We start from the raw sequence: 26,564 nt of genomic DNA, 5'->3' as shown, positions 1-26,564 counted from the left end.
TTTATAGGATGAGCTGTTTTCAAATACATAAACAAAATCAAGTCTTTTAGCAATTTTACTTGATAAATGAAAGAATATTAGTCAAAAGCAAAAAGAACCGAAACAGTGCTGTTCAGGTTCTTTTTAGTATTTCTTTTTTCTCTTCATACACACGTACTTGGTTGCGGCCGTTTTGTTTGGCAGCGTACAGGGCGATATCTGCTTTATTCAACAGCTCATCTAACGTTTCATTTTCTTGTTTTTCCGCTTGTGCTACTCCAAGACTTAGCGTAACAGAAATGGTTTCTTCATTAATCAGTAAGGGGTGAGTCTCGACGTGACGGCGAATTTGCTCAGCAAGCGTTTCACCTTGAGATAAAGTATAGCCCTTTAGCGCGAGTACAAATTCTTCACCGCCGTACCGAGCAAAAAGGGCTCCTTGTGATAATACGGACTGGCAGGCTTTTACGACATGTACAAGCACTTGATCGCCGGTATAATGGCCATACGTATCGTTCACTTTTTTAAAATAATCAATATCAAGTAAAAAAAGTGTAAAAGAAGATGCGGACTTTTTTACTTCATCGAACGCTTGCTTGCTGTGCTGAAAAAATGCCCTGCGATTATAAATTTGCGTCAGCTCATCGTAATAAGCTTGATTTTCAAGCTTTAGCTGAAGTCTTTTTAGCTCCGTGATATCCGTAAAAATAAGCAGCAAGCCGTGACTGTTGTTAGCATACTGCAAAGGAGAAGTGCGAACTCGATACGTATACGGAGATTGATCCTCAGAAAAAAGCTGCAGCTCTTGACTGCTGTTTTTATTTTCGAATGCAAAAGGAAATGAACTGCCCGATAGCGTCCCCCAAATATCAGCAAAATGTTTTCCAAGCATCGACTTTTTTAGCTGCGGAAACATGTTTTTAGACGCTAGATTAAATTCAATTAGTCTGTAGGATTCATCAAGCACGATAACACCGTCATTGATGCTGTTAAATATCGCGTCTTTCGCAACGGGCATGACTGTAAACATACGCGATGAGTTAATGGACCATAAATATAAAAATGAAGAAACCCATAAAACCATCGGAACTGGATCAATTCCCTGCGGCGTAAAGCCCATTAAATAGATAAAGGCTGTGACGATAGGGACTAATTGACCGACCATTAATGAAATTAACTGCAGGCGATAAGCTTTGGCTGTTTCTTTCCAGCGGTAAACGGCGAGCAAAAAAGCAACGAACATAGACGAAAAGATGAACATGCCGTGAATTGTGTACCATGGTCCAATTTCTTGATGAACGTAAGGAGCACCTAGAACGGGATCAATTTCAAACACGCGGTAATGAAGGTGATGCCAGTCATTTGTTGCGACCATAATCAAACTAATAAAAGGAATGATAAAAAGGGTGAAAATATGTTTTTTCCTTACTTTTATGCCGACATACTGCATAACAAACAGCAGTCCCGCAGGAGGCGAAAAAGGCATGCCCACGTATTGAATAGCGGTCCAAAATTTCATTTCTCCGAGGTTAACGGATAGTAAGCTAAACGCCGCACCTATACAATAAATAGTGGTGAAACCTGTATGAAGAATAAATAAATGCGCAATGTTAGCGTAGTGGTGACGCTTAATAAATACGTAAAAACATAAGTATAGATTAAGAACACCAGACGTGCAGATAAGCGTTATATAAGCTGTTAAATCTAAATTCACAATTGTATCCCTCATTAAGAAAGCATTTTTAGTTAAATGTAGCACAGTTGAAATGAAATGTGGATATTTTATGTAGGAATTTAGTAGTGTTGGAGATAGTAGAGGAACTATAAGGATAGGTCAGGACGATGAAAAAATGACGCCTAAACAACAAGTAATTGAAACGAACAGAGAAGATTTATCTTCATCTACAAAAGTCAAAGTTTCTCAGTAAAAAACACATGCCTGAAAACACGAGATGTTCCTTCATCTGCGTGTCTTCAGGCATATTTTTATTGTGAGTCTATTTAAGTTTTATAAAGGTGTCATCTGCATTTTTTTCTGTCTAAAAAAGACCCAATCCGTAAAGCCGATTTCTTTAAGACGCTTTTTTACTAGTTCAAAGTCGTCGCCAATACGCTCTAGGTCATGAGCATCAGAACCAAATGTAATGTGTACCCCGTAGTGCAGGGCTCTTTCTAAAATATCGTCTGCAGGATACCAGCCTCCGCAGTCTTTGGTTTTGCCTGATGTATTCACTTCTATAGCAATGTTATGTGCCGAAATCACTTTTAGCGTCTGATCAATGACAGCTGTCTCGATAGAAGAAAAAGAGGGATAGAATCCTTTCATGGCATCAATATGGCCAAGGATTTGAAACATTCTGCTCCGGGCGGATTCTTCAATTAATTGATAATACGTTTCTTTCGTGCGCTGCTTTTCTTTTTGAGAAAGCCCTTCCCAACGCGTTTTATGAAAGATACTGATTTCATCAACTTGATGAACAGAGCCGATTATGTAGTCAAACGGATATTTTTTATAGTAGCTCTGATATATTTCCGCATGCTCGGGAAAGAAATCAGACTCCACGCCTAACAGCACTTCAATTTTCTGTTTATATTCTTCTTTTAGTTTCAAAATCTCAGCTACATATCCGGAGAATGCGCTTTTTCCCATCGCAATGTGAGGAAACGGCTGGTCTTCTTCGCTCGCAAAATAAGGAGAATGATCCGAAATCCCAATGATATCAAGGCCTTTATCAATAGATGCCTCTATATAATCTCGAATTGTTCCGCGAGCATGTCCGCATCGGTCGTGATGGGTATGAAAATCAAATTTTAACTCAGCGTTCATGTTTCATCACCTCTGTCATCTTTTTATGTGGTTTATAGAATATTCTACAAAGAAACAAAGTATCCCCCGTAGAAATGGATGAAGAGAACATTTCTTGAATTTGCTTGTAATTCACCTACTAAAAAGAGTGTACAGAAACAAGTTATTTTATTTAATTTGCTGTAAAAATTGAATTGGAATCCATACCAAAAGTTACATTTGATTCGGCAAGCTAAAACGCATATACTACTCATACACGATCTGAAATAACGTTCAGGTAATTGCTGCATCATTTGATGTAGAGGAAAGTCCATGCTCGCACGGTGCTGAGATGCCCGTAGTGTTCGTGCCTAGTGAAAAAATAAGCTAGGGCAGCTTGGCTTATAGCTTAGCTGACGGCGGGAAAAACCACCTAAGTCCTCGGATATGGTCGAGTATCCCTGAAAGTGCCACAGTGACGAAGCTTTGCTGGAAACAGCAAAGGTGGAACGCGGTAAACCCCACGAGCGAGAAACCCAAACAATGGTAGGGGAACTGTCTTGAAGGAATTTAACGGAGAGACGGACGGTTACATGCGTAATCGTAGATAGATGATTACCGCCTGAGTACGAGATTAAAATCGTTTGCAGTACAAAGGTACAAAACATGGCTTATCGAACGTTGTTGAAACAGAGACTGACTATAAAATACGTAACCAAAACAAACCAATGAGGTTTGTTTTTTTGTTTGTTATTTTTCAACCATAGTATGAGGACTCAAGGTATATGGAAATACATATTGCCTAAATTGCTGTATAGTTTACTTGTACCTACTAAATATGGGGAAAGGGAGAATATCGATGATTAAGAAAATGGAACATACAGCAATTATTGTTGGAAATATGGATGAAACGATTCACTACTACGGGGATATGTTTGGCTTTAAAGTTCGCCTTCAAGGCTCTACCGAAAAAAGAGAGATGGCTTTTTTGTATCTTGAAGAACAGCCGGGTATTGAAATTGAGCTCATTCGAGATATTGATCCGATTGGCGAGTATAACAAAAGCGGGATTGTTAACCATCTTGCCTTTACGGTAGAGGATATAAATAAGGCGATTCAACATTATAAGAGCAAAGGAATTGAATTTTTATCATCTGAGCCTCAGCCAACGCTTGAAGGCGGACGTATGATTTTATTTCACGGACCAAATGAAGAATTGCTGCAGTTAGTAGAAAGAGTTAAACTCTAAAAAAGGTTACTTTAAAGGGGTACATACAATAAAGAATGTGTTTTGCAGTCAGGTTTTTAATAAAAATAGCCTTGCCAAAATACACCTATAGCTAACACGAACGCTATTGATAGCAAGTAGACAGTAAACTTAGGTCATAGATTGGCATCAGTTCGTTCCACGTATCATTATATAAAAACGGCTTGTATTCATCTAGAAATTTACCACTTTTAACTTGGTTTCGAGTATGTGCTGTGATAAAAAAACTGCCCCCTCTAATTAGAATGACTGACAACTGGAGGGGCAGTTTTGTATGCAAAAAAGTTTATTAATTTTTATCGAGGCCGTGTTTATACGGATTCTAGAGTTAACTCAATAAATTTTTCAACAGCAGGAGATTGCCACTTTTTTGACTTGACGAGTAGATGCGAGTAAAAGGGCACAAATTGTTCATTGTGTTCAAGAATGTTTAATAATCCTTTTTCAACCTCATTTTTTACGGTGATATAAGGAAGTACAGAAAACCCTAATCCGCTCATTACCGACTGTTTGATTGCTTCTAAACTCCATAGCTCCATTGTTTGAAATTTAGGCAGTTTATGAGCAGCCAGATACTTTTCAAACATCGAACGATAACTGCATCCCTCTTCGTTTGTTATAAAGAAGTCAGTAGTTCCATCGGTTTTATAATCATCAAAGTGCTGATTTTTATCCGGGCTTGTAATTAAAACAATTTCTTCTTTATGCAACTCATGATGAATGAAATTATCTGCTTCTAATTTTGGCCAAACCATAAACGCAACATCAACATCTCCGCTCATAAGATCTGTTTGATTTTGCCCGCAAGTTCCATTGCTTAATATAACCTTAACATCGGGATACTTAGTTGAATATTTTTTTAGAATAGGTCCTAATCTTGAAATAGTTAGGGACTCAGGTGCAGCAATTTTCAGCTCGCCGCTGACCTTATTATGAGTTTTTAGATGGGATATACGTTTATACGTATATAACAGTTCGTCGGTTAAAGGTATTAATTCTTTTCCTAGAGCAGTCAATTTTAACTCTCGTTTAGTATAAGTGAATAACTCTCCGCCAACTTCGCGTTCTAATGCTTTAATATGAGAAGTGATAGTTGACTGAGTATAGCCTAATTTTAGAGCCGCATTTGTATAACTCCCCACATCGATAATCGTTCGAAACGTAGTAAATTGTCGTATCTCCATTGGTCATAAACTCCTCTTATCTATTTAAAAAAACGATAGTAGTTATTTGTTATTTCAATTTTACCGATAGATAGGCTTATATTACAATGAAGCACGTAACTCATTCAACAATTTTTTAGTAAGAGGAGAAATTAACTATATGAATTTTACAGCATTCCTTTCCTATTTAATTATTACATCTTTTACTCCAGGTCCAAGTAATATCTTGGTAATGAACGAAGGGAGAAGGTTTGGATTCAGAAGATCCCTACGCTTCAGCGGTGGAATTATGTTGGGGTTTATTATTCTAGGTGTAGTAACCGCATTATTAGCAACAAGTCTGTATCAGTGGATACCAATGGTAGAACCTTACTTTAAGATCGTTGGTGCGGCCTATTTAGTTTACCTAGCATGGCAAATGGCTTTTTCTAAGAAGAAAAAAGAGGATGATTCCTGTACACATTCTTCTTTTTTTTCGGGGCTGTTTTTTCAAATTCTCAATGTAAAAAGTATTTTGTATTTTTTAACGGCCATGACAACTTTTGTGCTCCCTTATACTAATTCAAAACCAGCTGTACTCTTTTTGGTGTGTCTAACGATATTTATAGGGTGCACCGCATTGCTACTGTGGACTGCATTTGGTTCTGTATTTAAAAAACTATTTGCAAAATATGATAAAAAAATAAATGTAATAATGTGCGTGTTGCTTATTTATTCGGCAATTGTCATTTTCTAAAACTTGCTTGTTTATAAATTCATCTTGTATTAAATGGTGAAATGTGCGCAAAAGAATCAACTGCAAGAGGTAAGTAGGATTTAGGATAAATAAGTAATATAAATAGTTACATAATGACTGCATCAAAAAAGACCTTTTTTAGGGGGTCTTTTTTGATGTGTATTTTTCTACTTCTTGATCTAGATAATAGGATATCCCAATTAGTTTTCCTTCATTTAATAACTTTCCTTAACATTTGTAACGCGTCTTGCCTTTACTGAGCTTTTTAAAAGAAAACCGGAAAGGAGAAAAGCAATCAATAAAAAAACAATAATCATACAAATAAGGCCTTTCCAGCCAAACATTGACCAAAAGACTCCTCCGAGCGTTCCGCCTACGCTTGACCCCGTGTAATATAGAAACAAATAAAGTGAAGAAGCCTGAGCTTTATTTGTTAAAGCGCGCTGACCTACCCAGCTGCTGGCAATCGAATGGCTGCCGAAAAACCCAAACGTAAACAAGCCCAAGCCAGCTACTTTAGCAAGTAAAGCAGGATCTAACGTTAAAATCACACCAGCTAGCGTAATCGAAAGGTTGATCATAAGTATTTTTTGTTTTCCGTAGCGGTCTACCAGTCTGCCGGTCCACACCGAACTAAACATTCCGATAATAAGAATTAAAAAGACCCAGCTGACAATCGTTTGGCTTAAGGAATAAGGTGGAGCCGTTAGTACATACCCAATATAGTTAAATAAGGCGACGTTGCTGCCTAACAACAAAAATCCTAAGCCATATAAACAAACTAACCTCGGATCTTTAAGATGATCAAGTAACGATTTCCCTAACTTTCCAACTTCTAATTTACGAGATTGAAAGTGCTGTGAAGGAGGGAGGCTAATCCAAAAGATAACGGTCGCTGCTATACTTATAATACCAATTCCTGCTATTGCACCGTGCCAGCCGAAATACTCACTAAGCGTTCCGGAAATCACTCTTCCGCCAACGGCGCCAATTGCATTGCCGCTTATATAGAGGCCCATTGCTGAACCAAGGCTTTTAGCTTCGATTTCTTCCCCTAAATAAGCCATTGCCACTGAAGGTAGACCGGCTAGTGTAATCCCTACCATTATTCGGAAAAATAGCAGAATATGAAAAGTAGGGCTCCATGCAGTCAACAGGCATAATAAAGAAGCGGCAAGCATGGAATAGACCATGACAGGCTTTCTTCCCCAAACTTCCGATAACGAACCGAAAATAAGCATACTAATAGCCAAAGCTATGGTTGTAACGGAAAGTGATAGGCTAGAAGTTGTTGGAGAAATATGAAATTCTTTTGTGAACGCCAGCATTAAAGGCTGTGCGCAGTATAAAATTGCAAATGTATTGAACCCGGCTGCAAAAAATGCAAAGCTCGTTTTGCGAAAAACGGGCGTTCCTTTTTTTATGTAACTCATAGAGCAACCAGCTTACGCTTTCTCAGATGTACGATACGTTTCATAACAAATCCTTCTTTCTGCTAGAAAATGATGATTATAAAATTTTGTAGGAGCTGTATACAGCAGTCGTTAAAAGAAACTAAAAACATCCTCGAGTATGTTTCCATTTTTTATCGTAACACCTGCTATTTATAATGTATAATTCATTATAATCATATTTTTCATACATCTATGTAATGAGTAGAGCCGCTTGATAAGGAGATGGTACAAAGTGGAATGGCAGCAGTTTAAATATTTTCAAACGCTAGCACGTACGCAGCATATGACGCGCGCAGCAGAAGAGCTGTTAATTACGCAGCCTGCGCTCAGTCGTTCAATCGCTCGTTTTGAAGAGGAAGTAGGAGCACCGCTATTTGACCGGCAAGGACGTTCCATTATATTAAATCAATATGGTAAAGTTTTTTTAAAGCGTGTAGATAACATAATGAAAGAATTTGATAAAGGACAAGAGGAAATTCAAGCGCTGCTAGATCCTGAAAAAGGGCAGGTGTCACTTGGATTTTTACATACGCTCAGCACGGATTTGATTCCAGATTTAATCGCTTCGTTTCGCAGTTTATATCCTAAGGTGAATTTTCAACTGAGGCAAAGTCCTTCGCACGTGCTCCTTGAACAGCTGGAGCTCGGCGAACTGGATCTTTGTTTGATTGCGCCGATGGAAGAGAAATCGTTCATTAAATGGCAGCATCTTTGGAGTGAAGAGCTGTTTGTAATCGTACCGAAAAATCACCGGTATGCTGATCGTGAATGTATTGCACTAGAAGAAATTGCTGAGGAATCATTTATTCACTTAAAAGAAGGCTTTTCTCTTCGTCTTACGTTTGAGCAGTTATTTGAAGAGTCAGGAAGAATGCCTCACATCATGTTTGAAGGAGAGGAAGCTGATACCGTAGCAGGACTAGTAGGAGCCGGCTTAGGAATTTCTATCCTTCCAGATTTACACGGAATAGATCAAAGCAAAATAGTGAAAATCCCATTAGCTAAAGCCAACTGCCACCGAGTAATTGGACTAGCATGGATTGAAGGAAGATATCTATCGCCGGCTGTTAAACAGTTTAGAAACTTTGTTTTACATAAATTCCATGACCAGAAATAAAGGTGTTTTTTAACCTAGGCTCGTATACAAGCTTAGTCCTTTTTTCGTTTGAATAACCGTTTTAAAATCGATCTCTTTTTACCTACTACGCTGCTTTCTTTTGAAGCTTCTACTAATTCTGAAATGGCCTGCTGTTCACGCAGACTTTTACGCAAAGATTGAATAAGCTGCTTATCTTTTTCCTGAAGAATTTGTTTTGTATCAGGCTCTTGTTGGGGTGAAGGCTGTACCGGCTGTTCGGGAGGTGTCGGCTGCTGGTCATCGGCTTCGGGCTGGTCAGCTGCTTCTGCTGTGTTCTCTGTGTCCTCTTTGTCTTCGTCTAGAGACACGGCAGCTTGATCCTCGCTTGTAGTCAAAGAGAATTCTTTTTGCAGCGCTTCATTGATTTCTTCTGCTTGACAGCCTTCATCATAAAGCTGCTTAATTTTCAGTAAAACGGTCGCAGCTGCAGCTTCATATTGTTTTGGTCGATGATCTTCTTTTTGTATAAAGAAATCTTCGAATTTATCTATGTATCTTCTGATAGTTGAAGTAGGAATACTCGTTTCTTCAGATAATTCTTTTACACTAAGCCATTTTGTCATTTTCTCACCACTTTTTAAATGATTACTTATTCGTCAGCATCAATTTGAAATTGTACTAGTATCTACTGTTTATCTTATCACGTAACGCTTCTACGTACTTTGCTGTGTTGATTTCTGTAACGTTTTTATAATCACAGTGTCATAAATAAGGGATAAGCTGCCACTCGCGCAAAGATTTGCTAGTTGAAGAATAGGAAATACAAGCATTTACCTGAAGAATGTTGCACAATGATGAGCGTACTTCTTATGTATTATCTTATAATGTTGCTGAAGAAAAATCGAGTGATTACTTCACTGTTTATTAATTATGGTAATGTTGTACTAAAGAATAAAAGGAGGGGCAGCATGAGTTTTACAGAGCGAACAGTAGCACTTATTAAACAAATTCCTCATGGGAAAGTCATGACATACGGACAAATTGCCCGCCTGGCTGGAAGCCCTCGAGGTGCAAGACAAGTTGTACGAGTACTGCACTCAATGAGTAAGAAACATAATCTTCCTTGGCACCGAGTCATCAATTCCAAAGGAGAAATTGGATTTAAAGATGAAGAAATGCATGTTGTCCAAAAACTTTCACTCGAAGCGGAAGGAATACTCGTTTCTTCGGATGGAAGACTTGATCTTAAAGTCTATCTCTATGAACCTGACGTGCATAAATAACAATTGAGATAAATGATTGAGTATGAATTGCTTGTTACACGTCTGTTGATTTCCGTGCAAGACTTCGCTTTCCGCAGGCGGCCGATGAGCCTCCTCGTCGCTTGCGCTCCTGCGGGGGCTCATCTATTCCGCTTTTCCTGCAAGAGTCTTCGCCTTGCCCTTCAATCAACGGCTAGAAGCACCTGCATTTACCCTATTAATAAAAAAATCCGAACGAGTTTGATTCTCCATCAAAAATCAAACTCGTTCGGAACTTTCTTCAACTAACTTATTTTTGTTATTTATGTTTTTCAAAAGCGAGCTTTAATCCAAACCCGATTAACACGACGCCCGTTGCTTTATCCATAAAGCGCTGCACGCTAGGTGTTGTAAGCCATTTTCGTAAATAGTTAATAAAAAAGACGAATGCGAAAAACCACGTGATAGCCAGGATCGTATACGTTATTCCCATAAGAAGCAATTGAAGCGTTACGTTTTGATCGCTTTGAACAAATTGAGGTAAAAAAGTTAAGAAAAACACGGCTACTTTTGGATTAAGTACATTTGAGACAAGGCCTTGACGAAAAGCGGATGTTTCTTTTGACTTTTCCTCTTTTACAGAAGAAGATGCATTGCTTTTTTTAGAAAGGAAGGCCGAGATGCCTAAGTACATTAAGTAAATGGCTCCTGCGTATTTTACGATTTCAAATGCCAAAGCTGACTGAAGGAGAAGAGCCGATAAGCCAAACGTGGCGGCGAGCGTATGAACTAAAGAGCCGCTCGCTAAGCCTAATGCCATTTTATAGCCGCCCGTTTGTCCGTCTGCCATCGTTCGTTTCGTGATAAGGGCGGTATCGATACCAGGGCTCATAATAACAAACAATGTAAGAACCAAAAAGGTCAAGATGTCATTCATTTTTTTCTTCCTCCTCGCTGTGATAAAATTAAAATATACTTTATTTATTAAATATAATTTAACACACTTAACTCAGTTTATTAAGTTTAATTTAATAAAATTAAATATAATTAAACATCTTTTACGGAGGAATCATCATGGAAAACATAGATATTGGAAAAAAAGTAGAGAAATTTCGAAAAGAAAAGGGACTAAGCAGTCGTGAATTAGCAAAATTAGCGGATGTCACGCCGTCTATGCTAAGTCAAATTGAACGAGGGTTAGCTAATCCGTCTATTTCAACGCTTAAGATTTTAGCTAAATGCCTCGACGTGCCTACTTTTAGCTTTTTGCTTGAAGACATAAATACCTCTCATTTAGTCGTACGGTCAAACGAGCGTAAAACGATGAAGGTAAAAGAGTTAACGTATTCGCTAGTATCACCAGATTTTACTGGAAATCTAGCTACGGCGATTATGGAAGTCCCTCCCATGATGTCTTCATCTGAAACTCCTTTAGCGCATAAAGGGGAGGAAGTGGCATACGTTTTAGAAGGAAAAATTAAAGTGTATTTGGACGAGGAAGTATACGTGCTAGAAAAAGAAGATAGCGTCAAAATCCCTTCGCATCTTAAGCACAAATGGGACAATCCGTTTGATGAGAAAGCCGTTATTTTATTTTCCGTTACGCCGCCGGTATTTTAAATTTATTAATAGGTGGTATGCTAGTTATTCTTCATTATCGGGTACTTTATTATATAAATGTGATAAAACTATCATGTTTGTGAGAGTAAACAATTGATAAAATAGAATTGTTGGTAACCTCTACCTAAGAGATTACATACTAAATACTTTTTGGAAAGGTGTTGAAAGGTAATGAAGAGATGGAAAGAGATGTTTTACACTTCAAAGCTTAAAAAAATGATGCCTGCACTGGCTCTATCATGCGCGGCGGTTGTAGGCTTTTCAAGCAGCGGAGTACAGGCTGAAACGGTGAAGTGTCAAAAACAAGAAACTAAAAGTGATCGAGAGTTTGCTAAGCTTGAAGAAAAATATGATGCGAATCTTGGCATTTATGCATTAGATACCGGTACAAATAAAACGGTAACGTATCACCCGGACGAGCGTTTTGCTTATACGTCTACTCATAAAGCGCTTGCTGTCGGTGCACTTTTACAGCAGAAATCAATTGAAGATCTCAACGAGCGAATCTTTTATACGCGCGATGACCTTGTGAACTATAACCCTATTACAGAAAAACACGTGGATACAGGCATGACTCTTAAAGAACTCGCGGATGCATCGCTTCGCTACAGCGACAATACGGCAGGGAATTTAATTCTGCAGCAGCTGGGCGGACCGGACGGATTTAAAGAAGCTTTAGAAAACATAGGAGACGATGTAACGCTGCCTGAGCGGTTTGAGCCCGATTTAAATGAAGTGAATCCAGGAGAAACCCACGATACAAGTACACCAAGAGCACTTGCTGCAAGCCTTCAAACGTATGTACTTGGACAGGCACTTCCTGAAGACAAACGTGCACTTTTAACGGATTGGATGAAACGAAATACGACAGGGGATGCCTTGATACGAGCGGGCGTGCCAAAAAGCTGGGAAGTAGCCGATAAGACAGGCGCAGGCTCCTACGCGACGCGAAATGATATTGCCATTCTTTGGCCGCCAAACGGAGATCCAATTGTTCTTGCGATCCTTTCCGATCGTACGGAAAAAGATGCGGAGTATCATGATAAACTGATTGCAGAAGCGGCTAAACAAGCGGTCAAGGCTCTTAAAGTTACTCATAAATAAAAAATGGATAATAGTAGTTTAAATGTAAAAAAAGATTGAAAAGATTGATAGAACATTCTATTATTAATGAGACAAAATATAGGAAGGAAGTATCTCTTATGAAAAAGATTTTTCCAATTGTTCTATCTTTCGGTTTATTAACAAGCGTATCTTTTGGCATGGTTTCAAACGTAGATGCGGCAGCTAAATCTTACAAAAACTGTACCGAATTAAACAAAGACTACAAAGGCGGCGTAGCTCGTGCGGCTAATGTAAAGAATAAAGGCGGCAAAACAAAGTACAAACCGTACGTATCAAAAGCACTGTATGATGCCAATACAAAGCTAGATCGAGATAAAGACTACATTGCCTGTGAAAAATAAATACTGAGTGACTCATCCAAGCGCTTATTGTAAGCGCTTGGATTTTTTATTGTCATCAACTCCTGTATGTTGCGAGCTAAGATCAAAAATTAGTTAAATCGCACAAATTAATATCAGAAAATTCACATAAATAATAATGAACTTGCGTTAAAATTCGTATACACTATGTACATGTTAAATTAACTTACATCTTATGTTAGAAATAAGAGTGGAAACATCATAAAAAGGAGTTGAGTGTATAGTGTCTACAAATGCAACAAGTTCCGTTATAGAAGAGGTGCATTCTCATCAAGATAGGGGGCTTGATCCTTCGCTGAAGCCAAAAAGGGATGCGGATCGAAAGTTAACTCCACTGGCCTATATGTTTATGTGGATTGGAGACGGCGTTAACTTAGGAAACATGACGCTTGGTGCTAGCTTGGTAATCGCAGGTACTGCGGTATTAAATCTTTTTCAAACGTTTGTAGCAGCCATTATTGCCATCGGTATTATTTCTATTTTTTTTGTGTTAAACGATCGAATTGGCTACAGGACGGGTATACCTTACGTGATGCAGCTTCGAATGTCTTTTGGTATAAAAGGCTCCGTTATATCGTCACTTTTACGAGGTATTCCAGCTATCATTTGGTATGGATTCCAAAGCTGGACAGGCGGTACCGCTTTAAATGAAATCGGGAAAATTGTGAGCAAAGGGTCTTTTGACAATCTTGTTCTTTGTTTTATTATCATTCAACTGCTGCAAATTGTTCTTTCGCTGTACAGCTTCCACGCGGTTAAATGGGTAGAGATGCTTGCGTCGATCATTATATTGCTTGGTCTTGTTTACGTATTTGGTGTTCTTTTAACGTCTCATAGTGAGGTAGTAGCAGAGAAGTGGGTACAAACAAAAGGCTCGTGGGGACTTCCGTTCTTTTCTTTCATCATGATGTTTATGGGTAATTATGCGGCGATTTTTCTAAGCGCAGCCGATTACTCCAGAGAGCTGAAGCCGGGCATTAGCGACAAGAAACGCGGATTTTTATATTTTACACCAATTCTAGTAGCCTACGGATTTGTTCTTACAATCGGGGCTATGCTTGCTTCTGCTACGGGTATTTCCAATCCTGTTAAAGCGTTCGCGGTTGTAGTCGATAATTCGTATATTACTGTTGCTGTATCAGCATTTATTGTGATTGGGGTCATTGCCGTAAACATGGTGGCAAATATTATTCCACCTACGTATGTGATTACGCTGCTGACAAAAGCAAATTATAAAGTGGCTGTTACGATTACTGGGCTGCTTGCCTTTTGCTCGTTCCCTTGGGTGCTTGTTCAAGATTCATCAGCCGCAGGTCTTGGCTTGTTCATTTTAATTTACTCTGCTTTTTTAGGTCCAATTGTTTCTATTTTACTAGTCGATTACTATATTTTACGAAAACAAAGAGTAAACGTAGAAGAATTGTATCAAGAAAAAGGGCCGTTTTCCGGCTACAATCCGTGCGCTTTGCTTGCGATGCTCATCGGAGCAGGTGCTGCGTTTATCGAAGTTGATTTAGGCTGGATTATAGGAGTAGTAGTCGCAGGAGTCGCGTATATTCTTTTAACGAAATTTGCTTTTAAACAGTCAAAGTTCAAAAAAGGAACCATCTTTGAACAATAACTTATGAGATAGATAAAAGCCTTTGCTTGCCGCAAAGGCTTTTTGTGTGTCTTTTATCGCGTCAGAGCAAATCTCTTTGTCTAGTTTCCTAAAAAGTGGGTAAAGTAAAGAAGAGAAAAAGTTATCTCTATCATGAGTTGCTTTTAACAGGAGCGCATCTAATGTATCGCATCAATCATAGCTTAAAGGAGAGGGCAGAGTATGTATGAATTTAGAGTGTATACTCTTCGAGATGGAAGCGAAAAGGTAATTAAAACGCTGAAGCATGAATCGTTTGCGGATGAAATTCAACGAGCGGGAATTAAGCAAACAGAAATTGCGCAAACACAGCTAGTAGATAAACCGAGATAATGTCTTTGCATTTATTTTTACACGTTTTAAAAAAGCCGGGTTCCTGTGTCTTCACGCAGCAACCCGGCTTTTCTGATTTCTTATAGTTCTTCACCGTTTGTTTCAATCACATGTTTATACCAGTTAAAGGAGTCTTTCTTGTAGCGCTTCATCGATCCGTTTCCTTCGTTGTCACGGTCGACATAAATCATGCCGTATCGTTTTTTCATTTCGCCTGTTGTAAAGGAAACAATATCAATAATTCCCCACGGCGTATAGCCCATTAAATCAACACCATCGTACGTCACGGCTTTTTCTAACGCTTCGATGTGCGATTTTAAATATTCAATTCGCGATGCGTCATGAATGGATCCGTCTTCTTCAACCGTATCAATGGCGCCAAATCCGTTTTCTACGATGAACAGCGGAATTTGATAGCGGTCGTAGAAGCGATTTAACGTATAGCGCAAGCCCGTTGGATCGATCGACCAGCCCCAATCGCTTGATTTGATATAAGGGTTTGCTACGCCGTTTGGCAATCCGCCGTTTACGATATCGCCCGTGTTATCAGCTTCAACGTCGCTTTTAACGGTTGTGGACATGTAATAGCTGAAGCCTAAATAATCGACTTTTCCGTTTCGTAAAATTTCTTCGTCGCCTTCTTCAAACGGAATATGATAGCCTTCTCGTTCAAATTCTTTTAATGCATAGCTCGGGTAATAGCCGCGAACTTGAACGTCGGGGAAGAAGTAGCGCTGTCTCATTGTTTCTTCTGCTAACATCACATCTTCAGGGTTTGAAGAATACGGATAGATTGGCACATGTGACACCATTGCTCCGATTTGGAAATTTGGATTAATTTCTTTTCCTTTTGATACGGCAAGAGCGCTTGCTAAAAGTTCATGATGTCCCGCTTGATACATCACTTCTTTTGCATTTTCACCCGGCTTTACAGAAACGCCTGAGTTCGTCCATAAGAATAGGGGATTGTTTACGTCCATTTTGTTGTTGATTTCATTAAACGTCATCCAGTACGTGACTTTGTCTTTATAGCGGTCGAAACAAACTTCAGCGAACTTCACAAAGCAATCTACCGTTTTTCGACTTCTGAATCCGCCGTATTCTCGAGCTAAATGCAGAGGCATTTCAAAGTGAGACAGCGTAATGACCGGCTCAATGCCGTGTTTTAACAGTTCATCAAATACATTGTCGTAAAATTTTAGTCCTTCTTCGTTTGGCTCAGCTTCATCGCCCTTAGGAAAAATACGGCTCCAGCCAATAGACGTTCGTAAACATTTTAAGCCCATTTCTGCAAACAGTGCGATATCTTCTTTGTAGCGGTGGTAAAAATCAATTGCTTCGTGATTTGGATAGAATTTATCTTCTTCTACTGTTTCAGTGATTTGTCGCGCTACACCGTGCGCACCTGCAGTCATAACGTCTACTACGCTCGGTCCTTTTCCACCTTGGTTCCATCCACCTTCAAATTGATGAGCTGCTAATGCGCCGCCCCATAAAAAATCTTTTGGCATTTTTGTCATCGTTAGTTCCTCCTTATTTCACTACGGTAAATAATGTTTGATTTAGTCCGCTATTTTCAACATCTTCAACGATTACTTCTCGGTAAGCGTTTGAATTTGTGATAATAACCGGTGTAATCGTTTGTAACCCTTGTGTTTCAATAAATTCTTTATCAAATTCAATTAGTAAATCGCCTTTTTTAAACTTTACACCGTCTTCTACGTGCAGGGTAAACGGCTTGCCGTCTAACGTAACGGTATCTAATCCAATATGAACAAGCAGCTCAACGCCGTATTCTGAACGAAGGCCGATAGCATGCTTCGTTGGTGCTACCATGACTACAGTTCCGTCAAAAGGTGCATAAAGCTTGTTATCTGAAGGATCAATCGCTAATCCTTCTCCCATCGCACCTGAGCTGAATACTTCGTCCGGTACGCTAGAAAGAGGGATAACTTTCCCGCTAAACGGTGCGCTGATTGTTTCTTCATTTTCGTTCGGGTTGCTGACAGCTACTTCGTTTAAAGGAGCAGCAGCAGCTTCTTTTGCTGCGTCTTCTCCGTAGCCAAATACTTGAATAAGCACAACTGGAAGAATAATCGCAATAGCACATCCAATTAAAATTCCCCAGATTGACATCGGATAGTCTTGGCTAATACCGTTTACAATGGTCAACGGTCCAGGCAATCCTGCGTAAGCAAAGTAATATGGGTGAAAGAAACTTGCTACAACGGCACCAATAGCACCTGAAACGCATCCAAAGATAAACGGCTTTTTAAAACGTAAGTTTACGCCGTAGATAGCTGGCTCTGTAATACCAAATAATCCTGTTATTCCGGCTGATACGCTTACTTTACGTGCTTCTTGGCTTTTTGCTTTTAAAATAACCCCAAGCACCGCTCCAACTTGAGCTACTACGGCAATTGTTTGATACGCTTGAAATGAATCTCTGCCGTTTAAATCAAAGTTTGCAAGCACCATCGGCGTAATTCCCCAATGTACTCCAAAGATAACAACAATTTGCCAGAAGCCGCCAATGATTGCTCCAGCTAAGGCAGGTACGTTTTCAGCTAAAAAGTTATAGCCGTGAGCGATTCCGTTAGCTCCCATCGTTGTAACGGGGCCAATGAGTAAAATCGTTATAGGAACCATAATCACCATACATAAAAACGGAACAAACAGCGGTCTAACCACTTCATGAATGCTCTTGTTTAGGAACCTTTCAAGGTAAGACAAAATCCATACTAAAAATAAAGGCGGTAAAACAGAAGAAGTATAGATCGTTTCGGATAAGGGAAGACCTAAAAACGAAATGCTGCTTCCGTCGGCAATTTTGGCCGCCATTTCTGCCCATGTTGGACTGACTAATGCGGCACAGCACGCCACTGCGATGTAGGTGTTGGTTTTAAAATGCTTGGATGCTGTGATGGCAATAAAGATAGGTAAAAAAACAAACGGTGCCCACGAAATAAAGCTTAATACTTGATAGGTGCCCGTTTTGGCAAAGCTATCCGAAAACAAATTAATTAAGATTAACGAGCCCTGTAAAATTCCTGCCGCTGCTAAGATGTATACAAACGGTGCAAACACAGCGGACATTGTAGCAATCACACGGTTTAAAATCGTGCCTTTGTTTTCAGTTTGCTCCTCTGCTGTATCCAAATTTACTAAACTAGCAAACTCTTCATAAACGTCTCCTACGTGCTGTCCAATAACGACTTGAAACTGCCCGCTGTTTTCAACAACCGTAATGACACCAGCCATAGAAGACACCTTACGTTTGGCTTCTGGCTTCGAGCGCTTTAATACAATTCGCAGCCTCGTAGCACAGCGTGTAGCGCTTACGATATTTTCTTCGCCGCCTACTGCATCTAAAATATCTGCTGCAAGCTTGTGATAATCTCTAATTTTCCCTCCCATATGTTCAACCCCCTTGTTGAGTATACGCTTTCAGTATAATTGTACCGATACAATTTATCAATACCCAAATAAAATAATAATCAATAAATAATTTAAGTTTATGGGATGGAGTTAGATTATGGTATAATCGTGTTATTCTTGAGACAAATTCAGTAAAGAGGTATAGCTATGATCAAATACCAACAAATTGCAATTGAAATTGAAACCTATATTGAAGAACACAAGCTTCAGCAAGGAGACAAGCTGCCGGTATTAGAAACGCTGATGGCACAATTTGAGGCGAGTAAAAGTACGGTAACAAAGGCCTTAGATCTATTAGAGAAAAAAGGCGTTGTTTTTCAAGTAAGAGGAAGCGGCATTTTTGTCCGTCGTCATAAACGAAAAGGATATATTGGCTTGCTTTCCAATCAAGGATTTACAAGTGAACTTGAAGATTTTCAGTTAACGTCGGAAGTAATTGAGCTAGATGTACGGAAACCGACGCAAGAAGCGGCGTTAAATTTAAACATAGAAGAAAATAGCGACGTCTATTATGTAAAAAGAGTACGGTATATTAACGGCCAGACGCTTTGTCTGGAAGAATCGTTTTATAATAAGTCCATCGTTACGTACTTAAATAACGAAATTGTTTCTCAGTCTATTTTTCATTACATTAAAGAAGGCCTTGGCTTAAAAATCGGGTTTTCTGATCTATATCTTCACGTCGGCAAGCTGAACGAAGAAGAAGCAAAGTACTTAGGATTAAAAGAAGGCGATCCTAAATTATTTATTGAAACACTTTTTCATTTAGCGAACGGCCAGCCGTTTGACTTTTCAAAAGTGACATATAACTACGAACAGTCGCAGTTCTTTTTACAAGCAACGAGTCATGTTTTATAAAAAAGTGCCTGTCTCTCAATTACCAAGGAACAAGAGGCAGGCACTTTTTTCATTTCTTTGATAAAAACATGAAAGAAGATAAAGATTGTAATAAATAGGAAATTAATATACGATAAAATGGTTACAAGGTTTATAGAAATAAGGAAATGAGGTGCCAAGTTGAAAAAGATGCTGAGCTATCTTATTCCAATGCTTTTTATGTTTGGTTTGCTTTCCATGAATTTATTTCAGCCGACTAAAGGCGATTTTATCGCTGTAGGTGTGATATCGATTCTTGCAGGTGCCGTAATTGGTTTTATAATGAACATAGGCTGTGCAGTATTAAAAACAGCCAAAAATAAGATGGAGTAAACTGATTAGAGGCGGTGGAGGTTTTGAGTGAAAGTATCATCATTCAGCCATATGCTAGTAAGTATCAACAAGAAGTAGTGGACTTAATTCTTCCTATTCAGCAGCAAGAATATCACATTCCAATAACGGAGAAAGATCAGCCCGATTTATTTAAAATCGAAAGCTTTTATCAACAGGGAAACGGAAACTTTTGGGTTGCTGTTTGCAACGAAAAAGTAGTGGGAAGCGTAGCTTTAATAGACATTGGAAGCCGCCAAGTAGCGCTACGGAAAATGTTTGTAGCAAAGTCTTATAGAGGAGCCACCTTCAAAACAGCTCACCGTTTATTGCATACAGCCATCGCGTGGGCAAAAGAGAGGGAAGTAGAAAGAATATACTTAGGAACGACGTTACAATATAGGGCTGCGCATCGATTTTATGAGAAAAATGGATTTCAACATATAGAAAAAGAAAAGCTGCCTGCGAATTTTCCGGTGATGAACGTAGATAAAAAGTTTTATACATATAAGGTATAAGCTTAGCCTTTATGCAAAATCATATCGGTTAGTGTAATGAACGATAGCGATATGTCTGTAGCAAAGCATCTAAAAAGACGGTCTATGTATAATAGACCGTCTTTTTAGATAGCTTGTTTATGAGTATAGAAGATAACCCAAACGGCAATGAGCAGCTCAACGTTACAATAAGGATTCGCGGAAAGAGACTAAAAGCCGATATTCCGTCACTTAGCAAAAATAAAGTTAATACGGCGAGTGCTCCCACGATACCGAAAAGAAGATATAGGATTAGTTCAATTAATATTTGAAATGAAGCTATGTATTTCATGATGTTTGCTATAGCTATTGAACAAGGGATGCCTACTATAATAATAAATGGAGCGGTAAGATACACACCAATAAGCAAAGTCGATAAATAATCTACTATACTTGTATAGCCAAGGGAATTTAATTCAAATATTTCGATGCAAACCGCACCGCCGCATATCGATGAAGCAATAGTTGCAAGTATTCGTTTAATAAGCTTCACAGTCGTTCACCTAGACGTACTTTTTTATATAGAATAGCAAGGTAGTCTGAAAAATACTAGCATCTATTAAAATAAAAGTGGAAATAGTGTTAGGGCTGCTAAAAGAAAGCTCATACCTTAGCTTCATAACAAAAGCCGCTAGGTTCTTATCTAGCGGCTTTTACTTTGGCAAAGTCTCTTGGTAATGAACTCTTTTTTTTAATAGTAAATCGTCTAATTGAGCAATTAAAATCCCCGCAATCACAATAATAGAACCAACAAGGTCTTTAAGCGTAAACAGCTCATGCAAAAAGAGGACGGCAAACAGCGCAGCAAAAATCGGTTCCGTTGCAAAAATAAGTCCTGTGTGAGTAGGAGTTGTGTAGCGCTGCGCAATGGCTTGACAAATGAATCCAATCGCGCTGCAAAGAACGCCAAGACCTAAAATCGCAATCCATGATGATAACGTAGTTGGAATGCTGGGGTGTTCAAATAAAAAGCTGCAAGTCAGTGCAAATAATCCAGCAAACCCTAGCTGTAAAATGCCGAGTGCAATTGGATTTTCATTTTTCGTAAACGTGCCGGTCAAGGTAATATGAATGGCATAACATAGCGCCGTTCCGATGCAAAGTACATCACCAGTATTCATATGAAAGGAGTGCTTTAAAGTTAACACACCTATACCGGTTAGGGTAACAATAACTCCAAGTCCAATCGGCCAAGAAGGAAGCTTCTTTACTAACAAGCAGTTGAGCAACGGAACAAAAATGACCGTTAAACTGACAAGAAATCCGGCATTTGAAGCAGACGTCATGCTGACGCCAAACGTGACAAACGAAAAAACGGAAAATAGTAAAAAGCCTAAAATAGCTGATGATAAAATCGTTTTGCGCGTGATATGTAGTAAAGGCTTATAGAAAAACAGTCCGGCAACCAAAAAAGCAATTAAACATCTGAGTGCAATGATAGTAAATGACCCGAGCGAACCCAGCCCCATTTTCATAAACACGTACGACATGCCCCAAAATACATTTACACCAACCATCATCATATTTGCTCGCGTGCGGTAACTCACGTTCAACCCTCCATTGTTTATGATGTACTCACAGTATACAAAGGAATTTGATATTAATAAAATGAATCTTTATAATGATGAACGTGAATTAAATTCATGTTAAGGCGGGATAAAATGAGCTTAGTGAAATATGAAATTTTAAACAAAGTAGCTGAAGTGAAAAGCTTTACAAAAGCGGCAGATGCGCTGGCACTCACGCAGTCAGCGGTCAGTCATGCCATTACAAATCTCGAAACAGAATTTGGATTTCCGCTTGTGAATCGAAACAGATCAGGTATTACCTTAACAACAGAAGGCGAAACGATGCTTCTTGCCATTCGGAAAGTGCTGCAAGAAAATGAAAAAGTTCATCAAGAAGCAGCCAGTCTCTTAGGTCTTGCAAAAGGAACGATTAAAGTTGGGATTTTTAAAAGCGTATCCACCAAGTGGCTCCCTGAAATTATTCAGCTGATGGAAAAAAGCTATCCGGCCATTCAAATTCAGCTAAAAGAAGGCGATTATCTTGAAATTGAACAGTGGCTGCTGAGCGGAGAAATAGACTGCGGTTTTATTAACATTACGCATTCAAGTCAATTTCATATTATCCCTTTAAAAAAAGACCCGCTGCTGTGTGTCGTATCAAATCAAAGTGCTTTGTATCATCAAAAAAACGTTTCCTTTAAAGATTTAGAGAAAGAACCGTTTATTATGCCGACATACGGCGGATATCATGATATTAAGCAATTGTTTGAAGAACAGGGGGTTCAGCCTGAAATTCGCTTTGAATTAATGGATGAAAGTGCTATCCTATCGATGATTACGTATCACTTAGGCATTAGCATTTTACCTGAAATGCTTTTGGATTCTATCCCGCAAGAGCTGCGTGCGATTCCATTTCAAGTGGACAGCTACCGTTCAATTGGTCTAGCTACTCGTTATCATCTTTCACCTGCAGCCAAAAAATTTGCTGAAACAACGCAAGCATGGCTGCAAAATTCGGACAAGTAAGAGATTATTTATAAAGCAAAATCGGTTAATTCATAAGACTCTTAGGAACTAAGAGCATCTTTGTGCTATAATAAAGCTATACAATTACCTATTAGTCATCATTGATGACTAATTTTTTTTGGAGGATAATATGGAAGATTTATTACAATTAAAGAACAAGAACATTGTGATTATGGGAGTTGCCAACGACAGAAGTATTGCTTGGGGTGTTGCAAAAGCCCTTCATCAAGTAGGAGCAAACTTAATTTTTACATACCGTAAAGAACGTTCACTAGGAAAATTGAACAAGCTTTTAGAAAAAAATGAAATTCAAGCATCATTAATTGCTGAATGTGACGTAAACAGCGACGAAAGTATTGAAGCAGCTTTCAAAAAAATCGGAGAAGAAGTAGGCACAGTTCACGGAGTTATTCACTCTGTTGCGTTTGCTCACTCAGAAGATTTAAACGGCGAGTTTATTAATACATCAAGAAGCGGATATGCATTTGCTCAAGATACAAGCGCTTATTCATTTATCGCAGTAGCGAAAGCAGCAAAACCTCTTATGACAGAAGGCGGTTCTCTTGTAGCGATGAGCTATCTTGGTGCAGAGCGCGCAGTTGAAGGCTATAACGTAATGGGCGTAGCAAAAGCAGCGCTTGAGTCTTCAGTAAAATACTTAGCATTAGACTTAGGGAAAGACAATATCCGCGTAAATGCGATTTCAGCAGGCCCAATTCGTACACTTGCAGCGAAAGGCATTTCTGACTTTAACCAAATTCTTCACCATGTTGAAGAAAAAGCACCTCTTAAGCGTAACGTAACGCAAGCAGAAGTTGGCGACATGACGGTTGTATTACTGAGCCACCTTTCACGCGGCGTAACGGGAGAAATCGTACACGTGGACGCTGGTTATAATATTGTAGGTTAATTCCAAAACACCTTCTCGAATGAGAAGGTGTTTTTTTCATGGGAAGACAAATGCATCCCAAAAAACACAGATCCCTTAAAGAAATATTATTAGCAATAAGGTGAATGATAAGAAATATTCATTCTATACTTCTAGATAAATACGTGCTTCCACTTGTAAAACAAGAGCTCATGCCTATAAGTAAAGAGAAGAAATACGTAATTTAATTCATAATTAACTAACCGCCTATATTTTAAAATAGATAAGCTCTAAATCCTAAAAAGAACATATGATGTGGCAAAGGAAAAGGAGTTGACGAAATATGCATCAAGGACAGCAGAATTATATTCCATGGGAACAATGGCATCATCAGCATCCGCACGGCACGTGGAATCAATGGCATCAGCAACATCCACATGTACCTTGGGAGCAGTGGCACAAACAGTATCCGCACGGGACATGGAATCAATGGCATCAACAACATCCATACACACCTTGGAATCAGTGGCACCAGCAGTATCCGCACGGTACGTGGAATCAATGGCATCAGCAAAATCCATATGTACCATGGAATCAGTGGCACCAGCAGCATCCACACAGTTCGTGGAATCAATGGCATAATATTTATCATCAAAGCTAATCAGCTTTTTACCACAAAAGATCCAGTTCTCCTTGGGAACTGGATCTTTTGTGTGTAGACGTGAATGATGCAGTAAGCTTATTTTCTAGTAATTTATATGAGCCCAGGTGATGCATGAAAACGGAAAAGTATGTTTGATCTATAGGGTAGGGGGTACACACAATAAAGCAGGTTAAAGAAAACATTCATGATTCCTAAGCTGTATAAAGTGGATTGGTTCATATGAAAGGATCCATGTAAATCAGCAAAATTAAATATAATTTTATCGCTTGACAATATACCTATAGGGGTATATTATAAAGCATGTAAACAACATCAATTCAATAGCAAGGCGGTGATTGTTATGCTATATATAGCAGTGTTGTTGCTTGCTATTTCATTTATCGCATACAGACGTTATTATCCTGTTAAAAGAATACAGTGCATGCGTGAACTTGAAGCGAAAGAACTTGGGCGAACGATTGTAGATATTCGCCATTACCATGAAGTTCATGATTCTAAGGGGTTAGTTATGCCGTATGCGTACCTCAAACGCTTTTATTCAGAAATTCCACAGGGCAGCGTTCATGTAATTGCCGAAGATAGAGTGGAATTAAATTTAGGCGTACGGTTCTTACGAAAAAAAGGTTTTCAAGTGCGCAGCTATGAATTAGCAGCGTGTAAGTGTCAAAGCAAAGGAAAGAAAGGGGTATTCGATTATGGAGTATAACCAGCAAGTGAAAAATCGGCTGCGTCGAATTGAAGGGCAGCTAAAAGGCGTGCTTAGCATGATGGAGCAAGGAAAAGACTGTCGAGACGTCGTAACTCAATTATCGGCTGCAAGAAGTGCCATTGATCGCACGATGGGAGTTATTGTGAGCAGCAATCTTGAACAGTGCGTCAGAGAGAGCCTGCAGCATGGAGAGCCAACCGAAGGGTTAGTGCAAGAAGCTGTACAGCTGTTAGTGAAAAGTCGTTAATCATTGTCACCTTATTTAAGGTTGACGAATATCATTATTTAAAATAATATACCCTTACAGGTATATGTATATAAAAGGAGAGATAGCTACTATGAAAATTGATCAAGTTTTAGATGCAAAAGGATTAGCGTGTCCAATGCCAATCGTAAAAACAAAAAAAGCAATGGATACTTTAACAACAGGCCAAGTATTAGAAGTGCAAACGACAGATAAAGGTGCTAAAAGTGACTTAACCGCGTGGGCAAAATCAACAGGACACGAGCTCATTGATTTTAAAGAAGAAGGCAGCACATTTATCTTTTACATTCAAAAAGGCTAATTTTTTTAGAAATAAATATACCCCATAGGGTAATAGGAGGAACAATATGACTGAACAAAAGAAACGAACAACAATCGTATTATTTAGCGGTGATTATGATAAAGCGATGGCAGCTTATATTATTGCCAACGGAGCGGCTGCTTATGACCATGAAGTGACGATATTTCATACGTTTTGGGGATTGAATGCGCTTCGTAAAGAAGAAATGGTGCCGGTGAAAAAAGGATTTTTAGAAAAGATGTTTGGCAAAATGATGCCGCGCGGTGCGGATAAAATGGGCTTATCTAAAATGAACTTTGCAGGTATGGGACCTAAAATGATTAAAAACGTAATGAAAAAGCATAATGCCCTAACGCTACCGCAGCTTATTGAAATGGCACAGGAACAAGATGTGAAGCTAGTGGCTTGTACGATGACGATGGATCTTCTAGGGTTACAGGAAAAAGAACTGCTAGATAATATTGAATATGCAGGCGTAGCGGCGTATTTAGCCGACGCAGAAGACGGAAACGTAAACTTATTCATCTAAAAGATAGCTCATGAAGCGAGGATTAATATGATTATCAATGCGCTTATTATCATCTTTCTGCTGTGGTTTTTGTATCAGCGTTTTGCACCCGTAAAAGGTATTCAGCAAATAGCCACAACGGATTTAAAAGCAAAGTTAAAAAATAAACATAACCAGTTTATCGATGTGCGAACACCACATGAATTTCGTACCAAACATATTAAAGGATTTCGAAACATTCCTTTATCAGAACTGCCAGCGCAAACAGGCCAGCTTTCAAAAGACAGAGAAGTAGTCGTTATTTGTCAAAGCGGAATGAGAAGTATGAAAGCAAGTAAGCTGTTGAAAAAGCAAGGTTTTACATCCATCACCAACGTTAAAGGCGGCATGAATACGTGGAGATAAATCAAGAAGGAGGAGACGTAGCGTGAAGACAATAGCAGCACAAGAAGTAGAACAATTAGTACAGAACCAAAAACAAATTCACATTTTAGACGTGCGTGAAGTAGAGGAAGTAAAAACAGGTAAAATTCCAAACGGGTTAAATATCCCGCTTCCTTTATTAGAATTCCGTATGCATGAATTAGATAAAGCAAAGAACTACATTATTGTCTGTCGTTCTGGCGGCAGAAGCGGTATGGCAGCTCGTTTTCTTGAACAGCAAGGCTACAGTGTAACGAATATGACCGGTGGAATGATGGAGTGGAAAGGGGAGACGGTCTAATTTTTTTGGATTGAAATATACCCCTACTAGTA

32 protein-coding genes and 1 other RNA gene are annotated in these 26,564 nt (G+C 39.0%); 22 read left to right on the top strand and 11 right to left on the bottom strand.

Going from position 1 to position 26,564, the window contains the following annotated elements:
• Positions 1–112 precede the first annotated feature (112 nt).
• Both LJY09_RS16945 and LJY09_RS16940 read right to left on the bottom strand, forming a co-directional pair.
• Entirely contained in the window at positions 113–1,693 is a 1,581-nt protein-coding gene (locus LJY09_RS16945; RefSeq protein ID WP_228307343.1) for a histidine kinase N-terminal 7TM domain-containing diguanylate cyclase, read from the bottom strand.
• A gap of 294 nt (positions 1,694–1,987) precedes the next feature.
• Positions 1,988–2,806 carry a histidinol-phosphatase gene (locus LJY09_RS16940; protein WP_028414591.1) on the bottom strand — a complete coding sequence of 273 codons (819 nt, stop codon included), beginning with the start codon at positions 2,804–2,806 and terminating at the stop codon, positions 1,988–1,990.
• A gap of 248 nt (positions 2,807–3,054) precedes the next feature.
• Here LJY09_RS16940 and rnpB point away from each other — a divergent pair.
• Positions 3,055–3,443, top strand: an RNA gene (gene rnpB / locus LJY09_RS16935) — RNase P RNA component class B.
• 180 nt (positions 3,444–3,623) lie between these two features.
• Positions 3,624–4,013: a VOC family protein gene (locus LJY09_RS16930; RefSeq protein ID WP_228307342.1), complete on the top strand. Its 390-nt coding sequence runs from the start codon at positions 3,624–3,626 to the stop codon at positions 4,011–4,013.
• A gap of 329 nt (positions 4,014–4,342) precedes the next feature.
• On the opposite strand, the gene LJY09_RS16925 is transcribed toward LJY09_RS16930, so the two are convergent.
• Positions 4,343–5,215, bottom strand: a complete 873-nt coding sequence (locus LJY09_RS16925) for a LysR family transcriptional regulator (RefSeq protein WP_028414589.1) — start codon at positions 5,213–5,215, stop codon at positions 4,343–4,345.
• Positions 5,216–5,354: 139 nt separating this feature from the next.
• Between LJY09_RS16925 and LJY09_RS16920 the strand changes: the two genes are divergently transcribed.
• Positions 5,355–5,930: a LysE family transporter gene (locus LJY09_RS16920; RefSeq protein WP_014459139.1), complete on the top strand. Its 576-nt coding sequence runs from the start codon at positions 5,355–5,357 to the stop codon at positions 5,928–5,930.
• 215 nt (positions 5,931–6,145) lie between these two features.
• Here LJY09_RS16920 and LJY09_RS16915 read toward each other — a convergent pair whose 3' ends face one another.
• Positions 6,146–7,363: an MFS transporter gene (locus tag LJY09_RS16915; RefSeq protein WP_028414587.1), complete on the bottom strand. Its 1,218-nt coding sequence runs from the start codon at positions 7,361–7,363 to the stop codon at positions 6,146–6,148.
• Positions 7,364–7,616: 253 nt separating this feature from the next.
• On the opposite strand from LJY09_RS16915, the gene LJY09_RS16910 reads away from it, so the two are divergent.
• Entirely contained in the window at positions 7,617–8,501 is an 885-nt protein-coding gene (locus LJY09_RS16910) for a LysR family transcriptional regulator (protein WP_028414586.1), read from the top strand.
• A 32-nt stretch (positions 8,502–8,533) separates the two neighbouring features.
• On the opposite strand, the gene LJY09_RS16905 is transcribed toward LJY09_RS16910, so the two are convergent.
• Positions 8,534–9,085 (bottom strand): MerR family transcriptional regulator, encoded by a 552-nt coding sequence (locus LJY09_RS16905; protein WP_228307341.1) that lies wholly within the window; start codon positions 9,083–9,085, stop codon positions 8,534–8,536.
• A gap of 345 nt (positions 9,086–9,430) precedes the next feature.
• Here LJY09_RS16905 and LJY09_RS16900 point away from each other — a divergent pair, with 345 nt between their 5' ends.
• Positions 9,431–9,745 (top strand): MGMT family protein, encoded by a 315-nt coding sequence (locus LJY09_RS16900; protein WP_228307340.1) that lies wholly within the window; start codon positions 9,431–9,433, stop codon positions 9,743–9,745.
• Positions 9,746–9,779: 34 nt separating this feature from the next.
• Here LJY09_RS16900 and LJY09_RS27700 read toward each other — a convergent pair whose 3' ends face one another.
• A complete protein-coding gene (locus tag LJY09_RS27700) occupies positions 9,780–9,914 on the bottom strand; it encodes a hypothetical protein (protein ID WP_258232123.1) in 135 nt (44 codons plus the stop codon).
• Between the two features lie 108 nt (positions 9,915–10,022).
• The gene (locus LJY09_RS16895) at positions 10,023–10,640 is read right to left on the bottom strand and encodes a LysE family translocator (RefSeq protein WP_228307339.1); all 618 of its coding nucleotides are present in this window, start codon (positions 10,638–10,640) and stop codon (positions 10,023–10,025) included.
• A 137-nt stretch (positions 10,641–10,777) separates the two neighbouring features.
• On the opposite strand from LJY09_RS16895, the gene LJY09_RS16890 reads away from it, so the two are divergent.
• From LJY09_RS16890 to LJY09_RS16870, 5 genes are all read left to right on the top strand, one after another.
• Positions 10,778–11,323 carry a helix-turn-helix domain-containing protein gene (locus LJY09_RS16890; protein ID WP_028414582.1) on the top strand — a complete coding sequence of 182 codons (546 nt, stop codon included), beginning with the start codon at positions 10,778–10,780 and terminating at the stop codon, positions 11,321–11,323.
• A gap of 171 nt (positions 11,324–11,494) precedes the next feature.
• Complete coding sequence (gene bla, locus LJY09_RS16885; RefSeq protein ID WP_028414581.1) at positions 11,495–12,427, top strand: class A beta-lactamase; 933 nt, start codon at positions 11,495–11,497, stop codon at positions 12,425–12,427.
• 98 nt (positions 12,428–12,525) lie between these two features.
• The gene (locus LJY09_RS16880) at positions 12,526–12,789 is read left to right on the top strand and encodes an excalibur calcium-binding domain-containing protein (protein ID WP_028414580.1); all 264 of its coding nucleotides are present in this window, start codon (positions 12,526–12,528) and stop codon (positions 12,787–12,789) included.
• Positions 12,790–13,030: 241 nt separating this feature from the next.
• Positions 13,031–14,428 carry an NCS1 family transporter gene (locus LJY09_RS16875; protein WP_228307338.1) on the top strand — a complete coding sequence of 466 codons (1,398 nt, stop codon included), beginning with the start codon at positions 13,031–13,033 and terminating at the stop codon, positions 14,426–14,428.
• Positions 14,429–14,629: 201 nt separating this feature from the next.
• Positions 14,630–14,779 carry a hypothetical protein gene (locus LJY09_RS16870; RefSeq protein ID WP_013058052.1) on the top strand — a complete coding sequence of 50 codons (150 nt, stop codon included), beginning with the start codon at positions 14,630–14,632 and terminating at the stop codon, positions 14,777–14,779.
• 80 nt (positions 14,780–14,859) lie between these two features.
• Here LJY09_RS16870 and bglA read toward each other — a convergent pair whose 3' ends face one another.
• Both bglA and LJY09_RS16860 read right to left on the bottom strand, forming a co-directional pair.
• Entirely contained in the window at positions 14,860–16,299 is a 1,440-nt protein-coding gene (gene bglA / locus LJY09_RS16865) for a 6-phospho-beta-glucosidase BglA (RefSeq protein ID WP_228307337.1), read from the bottom strand.
• 13 nt (positions 16,300–16,312) lie between these two features.
• Positions 16,313–18,196 carry a beta-glucoside-specific PTS transporter subunit IIABC gene (locus tag LJY09_RS16860; RefSeq protein ID WP_028414577.1) on the bottom strand — a complete coding sequence of 628 codons (1,884 nt, stop codon included), beginning with the start codon at positions 18,194–18,196 and terminating at the stop codon, positions 16,313–16,315.
• Between the two features lie 168 nt (positions 18,197–18,364).
• Between LJY09_RS16860 and LJY09_RS16855 the strand changes: the two genes are divergently transcribed.
• The 3 genes from LJY09_RS16855 to LJY09_RS16845 all read left to right on the top strand — a co-directional run bounded on the left by LJY09_RS16855 (position 18,365) and on the right by LJY09_RS16845 (position 19,941).
• Positions 18,365–19,075, top strand: a complete 711-nt coding sequence (locus LJY09_RS16855; RefSeq protein WP_014459154.1) for a GntR family transcriptional regulator — start codon at positions 18,365–18,367, stop codon at positions 19,073–19,075.
• 168 nt (positions 19,076–19,243) lie between these two features.
• Positions 19,244–19,426 (top strand): hypothetical protein, encoded by a 183-nt coding sequence (locus LJY09_RS16850; protein ID WP_016764961.1) that lies wholly within the window; start codon positions 19,244–19,246, stop codon positions 19,424–19,426.
• Positions 19,427–19,449: 23 nt separating this feature from the next.
• Positions 19,450–19,941, top strand: coding sequence for a GNAT family N-acetyltransferase (locus tag LJY09_RS16845; RefSeq protein ID WP_014459156.1), 492 nt, complete (start codon positions 19,450–19,452; stop codon positions 19,939–19,941).
• Between the two features lie 82 nt (positions 19,942–20,023).
• Here LJY09_RS16845 and LJY09_RS16840 read toward each other — a convergent pair whose 3' ends face one another.
• Complete coding sequence (locus LJY09_RS16840; protein WP_228307336.1) at positions 20,024–20,452, bottom strand: hypothetical protein; 429 nt, start codon at positions 20,450–20,452, stop codon at positions 20,024–20,026.
• A gap of 160 nt (positions 20,453–20,612) precedes the next feature.
• Entirely contained in the window at positions 20,613–21,506 is an 894-nt protein-coding gene (locus LJY09_RS16835) for a DMT family transporter (RefSeq protein ID WP_221781339.1), read from the bottom strand.
• A 114-nt stretch (positions 21,507–21,620) separates the two neighbouring features.
• Between LJY09_RS16835 and LJY09_RS16830 the strand changes: the two genes are divergently transcribed.
• From LJY09_RS16830 to LJY09_RS16790, 9 genes are all read left to right on the top strand, one after another.
• Entirely contained in the window at positions 21,621–22,493 is an 873-nt protein-coding gene (locus tag LJY09_RS16830; protein ID WP_014459158.1) for a LysR family transcriptional regulator, read from the top strand.
• A 130-nt stretch (positions 22,494–22,623) separates the two neighbouring features.
• Positions 22,624–23,403: an enoyl-ACP reductase FabI gene (gene fabI / locus LJY09_RS16825; protein WP_115654427.1), complete on the top strand. Its 780-nt coding sequence runs from the start codon at positions 22,624–22,626 to the stop codon at positions 23,401–23,403.
• 301 nt (positions 23,404–23,704) lie between these two features.
• Positions 23,705–24,022: a hypothetical protein gene (locus LJY09_RS16820; protein ID WP_115654424.1), complete on the top strand. Its 318-nt coding sequence runs from the start codon at positions 23,705–23,707 to the stop codon at positions 24,020–24,022.
• Between the two features lie 343 nt (positions 24,023–24,365).
• Complete coding sequence (locus tag LJY09_RS16815) at positions 24,366–24,731, top strand: sulfurtransferase (RefSeq protein WP_221781337.1); 366 nt, start codon at positions 24,366–24,368, stop codon at positions 24,729–24,731.
• On the top strand, positions 24,721–24,981 hold the full coding sequence (locus LJY09_RS16810; RefSeq protein WP_014459165.1) for a metal-sensitive transcriptional regulator: 261 nt from the start codon (positions 24,721–24,723) through the stop codon (positions 24,979–24,981). Before LJY09_RS16815 ends, LJY09_RS16810 begins: the two co-directional genes overlap by 11 nt.
• A 91-nt stretch (positions 24,982–25,072) precedes the next feature.
• A complete protein-coding gene (locus LJY09_RS16805; protein ID WP_014459166.1) occupies positions 25,073–25,300 on the top strand; it encodes a sulfurtransferase TusA family protein in 228 nt (75 codons plus the stop codon).
• 46 nt (positions 25,301–25,346) lie between these two features.
• Positions 25,347–25,829 (top strand): DsrE/DsrF/DrsH-like family protein, encoded by a 483-nt coding sequence (locus LJY09_RS16800; RefSeq protein WP_013058040.1) that lies wholly within the window; start codon positions 25,347–25,349, stop codon positions 25,827–25,829.
• 27 nt (positions 25,830–25,856) lie between these two features.
• Positions 25,857–26,213, top strand: coding sequence for a rhodanese-like domain-containing protein (locus LJY09_RS16795; protein WP_221781336.1), 357 nt, complete (start codon positions 25,857–25,859; stop codon positions 26,211–26,213).
• A gap of 22 nt (positions 26,214–26,235) precedes the next feature.
• Entirely contained in the window at positions 26,236–26,532 is a 297-nt protein-coding gene (locus LJY09_RS16790; RefSeq protein ID WP_221781335.1) for a rhodanese-like domain-containing protein, read from the top strand.
• The last annotated feature ends 32 nt before the right edge of the window (positions 26,533–26,564 follow it).

The sequence above is a fragment of the Priestia sp. J2 genome (assembly GCF_020790095.1).
Taxonomy (GTDB): Bacteria; Bacillota; Bacilli; order Bacillales; family Bacillaceae_H; genus Priestia; species Priestia zanthoxyli.
The sequence above is the reverse complement of the archived record's forward strand: the minus strand, read 5'-3'. Positions and strand labels throughout refer to the sequence as shown.